Below are 5732 nucleotides of genomic sequence, written 5' to 3' on the forward strand. Positions count from 1 at the left end.
CGGGTTTGACAGGGCCCGATCGGGTGGATAAGGTTTCAAAGTTGCCTCGGGCGAAGATGGTTTAGATCGTCGGGTTTCGGGTGCGTTTGGTCCTTGAGAACTCAACAGCGTGCACATTGTCAAATGCCAAATTATACCTCGGCATTCAGTGTTGTTACACCTTTCGGTGTGATGTATCTGGGTGTTGGGTTTCTTTGAGATTGAAATGGACAACAATCGTCAGATTGTTTGTACCTTTTGGTCAGCATCAAACTTGCTGCAGGTCACCTATTTTCGGGTGGTTTGTGGTGTTTTTCTTTTACGGAGAGTTTGATCCTGGCTCAGGACGAACGCTGGCGGCGTGCTTAACACATGCAAGTCGAACGATGAACAGGAGCTTGCTCCTGGGATTAGTGGCGAACGGGTGAGTAACACGTGAGTAACCTGCCCTTGACTCTGGGATAAGCGTTGGAAACGACGTCTAATACCGGATATGAGCTGCGGCCGCATGGTCTGCAGTTGGAAAGAATTTTGGTCAAGGATGGACTCGCGGCCTATCAGGTAGTTGGTGAGGTAATGGCTCACCAAGCCTACGACGGGTAGCCGGCCTGAGAGGGTGACCGGCCACACTGGGACTGAGACACGGCCCAGACTCCTACGGGAGGCAGCAGTGGGGAATATTGCACAATGGGCGAAAGCCTGATGCAGCAACGCCGCGTGAGGGACGACGGCCTTCGGGTTGTAAACCTCTTTTAGTTGGGAAGAAGGGAGCTTGCTCTTGACGGTACCAGCAGAAAAAGCACCGGCTAACTACGTGCCAGCAGCCGCGGTAATACGTAGGGTGCAAGCGTTGTCCGGAATTATTGGGCGTAAAGAGCTCGTAGGCGGTTTGTCGCGTCTGCTGTGAAATCTGGGGGCTCAACCCCCAGCCTGCAGTGGGTACGGGCAGACTAGAGTGCGGTAGGGGAGATTGGAATTCCTGGTGTAGCGGTGGAATGCGCAGATATCAGGAGGAACACCGATGGCGAAGGCAGATCTCTGGGCCGTTACTGACGCTGAGGAGCGAAAGCATGGGGAGCGAACAGGATTAGATACCCTGGTAGTCCATGCCGTAAACGTTGGGAACTAGATGTAGGGGCCATTCCACGGTTTCTGTGTCGCAGCTAACGCATTAAGTTCCCCGCCTGGGGAGTACGGCCGCAAGGCTAAAACTCAAAGGAATTGACGGGGGCCCGCACAAGCGGCGGAGCATGCGGATTAATTCGATGCAACGCGAAGAACCTTACCAAGGCTTGACATATACCGGAAACGTCCAGAGATGGTCGCCCCGCAAGGTCGGTATACAGGTGGTGCATGGTTGTCGTCAGCTCGTGTCGTGAGATGTTGGGTTAAGTCCCGCAACGAGCGCAACCCTCGTTCTATGTTGCCAGCACGTTATGGTGGGAACTCATAGGAGACTGCCGGGGTCAACTCGGAGGAAGGTGGGGATGACGTCAAATCATCATGCCCCTTATGTCTTGGGCTTCACGCATGCTACAATGGCCGATACAAAGGGCTGCAATACCGCGAGGTGGAGCGAATCCCAAAAAGTCGGTCTCAGTTCGGATTGAGGTCTGCAACTCGACCTCATGAAGTCGGAGTCGCTAGTAATCGCAGATCAGCAACGCTGCGGTGAATACGTTCCCGGGCCTTGTACACACCGCCCGTCAAGTCATGAAAGTCGGTAACACCCGAAGCCGGTGGCCCAACCCTTGTGGAGGGAGCTGTCGAAGGTGGGATCGGTGATTAGGACTAAGTCGTAACAAGGTAGCCGTACCGGAAGGTGCGGCTGGATCACCTCCTTTCTAAGGAGCATGTACCGCCCCGCTGTTTACACGGGATCAATGCGGTCAAGTCACACCACGGCGAATGTCCGTGGGTGGCGCTCATGGGTGGAACTTTGACAGTGGCCTTCGATCGAAGGTCTTGTGCTCAGTACGTTCTCTTCGGAGTTCTGGAACGGTGTGAGGCTGGGTGTTGGGGGCGTGCACGTTGTTGGGTCCTGAGGGACCAAACCTTGCTGCTTCCCTTTATGGGTGGTGGTGGGTTGAACTCCTCTAGCGGACCTTGATGATCTGGCATCGCTTGCCGGGGATTCTTGGGGTCGCCCGTTTTTTGAGAACTACACAGTGGACGCGAGCATCTTGGACAACTCTTTGAGTTGTTCGAGTGCAATTTCTTCCCCGGCCGGCTTCGGCTGGTTGGGGTAACGAGATAACACTGATTTACCGCGTCAAGTCGGCTTCCTTCGGGGGGTCGTTTTGTCGTGGTTCTTTGTGGTCAAGTTTTTAAGAGCAAACGGTGGATGCCTTGGCATCTGGAGCCGAAGAAGGACGTAGAAATCTGCGATAAGCCTCGGGGAGCTGATAATCGAGCTGTGATCCGAGGGTGTCCGAATGGGGAAACCCCGCCAGGCGGCGTGCTGACCTGGTGACTCCCGCCTGAATATATAGGGCGGGTAGAGGGAACGGGGGGAAGTGAAACATCTCAGTACCCTCAGGAAGAGAAAACAACAGTGATTCCGTGAGTAGTGGCGAGCGAAATCGGAAGAGGCTAAACCGGTCATGTGTGATAGACGGCGGTCGTTGCATGGTCGGGGTTGTGGGACATGTTGTTCAGTTCTGCCGGACTGGAACAGTTACAGCGCAGTATAGGCGAACAGGATTGAAAGCCTGGTCATAGAGGGTGCGAACCCCGTAGCCGAAATGCTGGTGTTGGCTGAATGTGTATCCCAAGTAGCACGGGGCCCGAGAAATCCCGTGTGAATCTGTCAGGACCACCTGATAAGCCTAAATACTCCCAGATGACCGATAGCGGACAAGTACCGTGAGGGAAAGGTGAAAAGTACCCCGGGAGGGGAGTGAAATAGTACCTGAAACCGTTTGCTTACAAACCGTTGGAGCCTCCTTAGTAGGGGTGACAGCGTGCCTTTTGAAGAATGAGCCTGCGAGTTAGCGATATGTGGCGAGGTTAACCCGTGAGGGGTAGCCGTAGCGAAAGCGAGTCTGAATAGGGCGATTCAGTCGCATGTCCTAGACCCGAAGCGAAGTGATCTATCCATGGCCAGGTTGAAGCGACGGTAAGACGTCGTGGAGGACCGAACCCACTTCAGTTGAAAATGGAGGGGATGAGCTGTGGATAGGGGTGAAAGGCCAATCAAACTTCGTGATAGCTGGTTCTCTCCGAAATGCATTTAGGTGCAGCGTTGCGTGTTTCTTGCCGGAGGTAGAGCTACTGGATGGCCGATGGGGCCCAAAAGCTTACTGACGTCAGCCAAACTCCGAATGCCGGTAAGTGAGAGCGCAGCAGTGAGACGGTGGGGGATAAGCTTCATCGTCGAGAGGGAAACAACCCAGACTACCAACTAAGGTCCCTAAGCGTGTGCTAAGTGGGAAAGGATGTGGAGTTGCAGAGACAACCAGGAGGTTGGCTTAGAAGCAGCCACCCTTGAAAGAGTGCGTAATAGCTCACTGGTCAAGTGATTCCGCGCCGACAATGTAACGGGGCTCAAGCACACCACCGAAGTTGTAGAATTCGTACTTTCGATAAGCCTTCGTGGTTCAGTCGTACGGATTGGTAGGAGAGCGTCGTGTGGCGAGTGAAGCGGCGGTGGAAACCAGCCGTGGACGCCACACGAGTGAGAATGCAGGCATGAGTAGCGAAAGACGGGTGAGAAACCCGTCCTCCGAAAGACCAAGGGTTCCAGGGCCAGGTTAATCCGCCCTGGGTAAGTCGGGACCTAAGGCGAGGCCGACAGGCGTAGTCGATGGACAACGGGTTGATATTCCCGTACCGGCGAAGAACCGCCCAAGATAATCCAGTGGTGCTAAGAGTCCTAACCCGGCTGAGTGGATCCCTTCGGGGTGATGCCGGCCGGTCTAACGCTCGACCCCATGCTGGTGCGTTTAGCGTATTAACAGGTGTGACGCAGGAAGGTAGCTGAGCCAGGCGATGGTATCCGTAAGGTGAACCTGGTGTAAGGACGTAGGGCTGACGATAGGCAAATCCGTCGTCAACGATGCCTGAGATCCGATGCGTACCCCGATTGGGGGAATTCAGTGATCCTATGCTGCCGAGAAAAGCATCGACGCGAGGTTCAAGCCGCCCGTACCCCAAACCGACTCAGGTGGTCAGGTAGAGAATACCAAGGAGATCGAGAGAATCGTGGTTAAGGAACTCGGCAAAATGCCCCCGTAACTTCGGGAGAAGGGGGGCCGGAACCGTGAACGGATTTACTCCGGGAGCGGGAAAGGCCGCAGAGACCAGTGGGAAGCGACTGTTTACTAAAAACACAGGTCCGTGCCAAGTCGCAAGACGATGTATACGGACTGACGCCTGCCCGGTGCTGGAAGGTTAAGAGGAAGGGTTAGCGCAAGCGAAGCTCAGAATTTAAGCCCCAGTAAACGGCGGTGGTAACTATAACCATCCTAAGGTAGCGAAATTCCTTGTCGGGTAAGTTCCGACCTGCACGAATGGCGTAACGACTTCCCAGCTGTCTCAACCGCGAACTCGGCGAAATTGCACTACGAGTAAAGATGCTCGTTACGCGCAGCAGGACGGAAAGACCCCGTGACCTTTACTACAGCTTGGTATTGGTGTTCGGAGTGGCTTGTGTAGGATAGGTGGGAGACTGTGAAGCTCGGACGCTAGTTCGGGTGGAGTCATTGTTGAAATACCACTCTGGTCACTTTGGATATCTAACTACGAACCGTGATCCGGTTCTGGGACAGTGCCTGGTGGGTAGTTTAACTGGGGCGGTTGCCTCCCAAAAAGTAACGGAGGCGCCCAAAGGTTCCCTCAACCTGGTTGGCAATCAGGTGTCGAGTGTAAGTGCACAAGGGAGCTTGACTGTGAGACTGACAAGTCGAGCAGGGACGAAAGTCGGGACTAGTGATCCGGCAGTGGCTTGTGGAAGCGCTGTCGCTCAACGGATAAAAGGTACCTCGGGGATAACAGGCTGATCTTGCCCAAGAGTCCATATCGACGGCATGGTTTGGCACCTCGATGTCGGCTCGTCGCATCCTGGGGCTGGAGTAGGTCCCAAGGGTTGGGCTGTTCGCCCATTAAAGCGGTACGCGAGCTGGGTTTAGAACGTCGTGAGACAGTTCGGTCCCTATCCGCTGCGCGCGTAGGAAATTTGAGAAGATCTATCCCTAGTACGAGAGGACCGGGATGGACGAACCTCTGGTGTGTCAGTTGTCCTGCCAAGGGCACCGCTGATTAGCTACGTTCGGAACGGATAACCGCTGAAAGCATCTAAGCGGGAAGCCGGCTTCGAGATGAGATTTCCATACCCTTCGGGGTGAGAGGCTCCCAGCTAGACTACTGGGTTGATAGGCCGGATGTGGAAGCGAGGACTAACGACTCGTGGAGCTGACCGGTACTAATAAGCCGATAACTTGACAACACCACCACCCTCACGAGGCAACTCGCGACGGGCAGGAGCGGTGATGCTCGCGTCCACTATGTGGTTCCCGGAACACGGTCGACAGACCCAGGTTTCGTGAACAGACAACTCAATACAGAGCTTTGAGCTCGAGACAAGACTTCATCCCGAACCCGGTAAACGGGTCACTGGATGACCTAGTGTTTCGGCGGCCATAGCGAGAGGGAAACGCCCGGTCACATTCCGAACCCGGAAGCTAAGACTCTCAGCGCCGATGGTACTGCAAGGGGGACCTTGTGGGAGAGTAGGACACCGCCGGACTCAACTT

Annotated in this window: 3 rRNA genes; all 3 read left to right on the forward strand. The window is 54.8% G+C overall.

Going from position 1 to position 5732, the window contains the following annotated elements:
• Nucleotides 1-297: 297 nt before the first annotated feature.
• A 16S ribosomal RNA gene (locus EDF46_RS17845) occupies nt 298-1823 on the forward strand.
• A gap of 473 nt (nt 1824-2296) precedes the next feature.
• Nucleotides 2297-5425: ribosomal RNA gene (locus EDF46_RS17850) — 23S ribosomal RNA — on the forward strand.
• A 183-nt stretch (nt 5426-5608) separates the two neighbouring features.
• Nucleotides 5609-5725, forward strand: a 5S ribosomal RNA gene (rrf, locus tag EDF46_RS17855).
• Together the 16S, 23S and 5S rRNA genes form the textbook arrangement of a ribosomal RNA operon.
• Nucleotides 5726-5732 lie beyond the last annotated feature (7 nt).

It is taken from the genome of Frondihabitans sp. PhB188 (genome assembly GCF_003752365.1).
Classification (GTDB): domain Bacteria; phylum Actinomycetota; class Actinomycetes; order Actinomycetales; family Microbacteriaceae; genus Frondihabitans.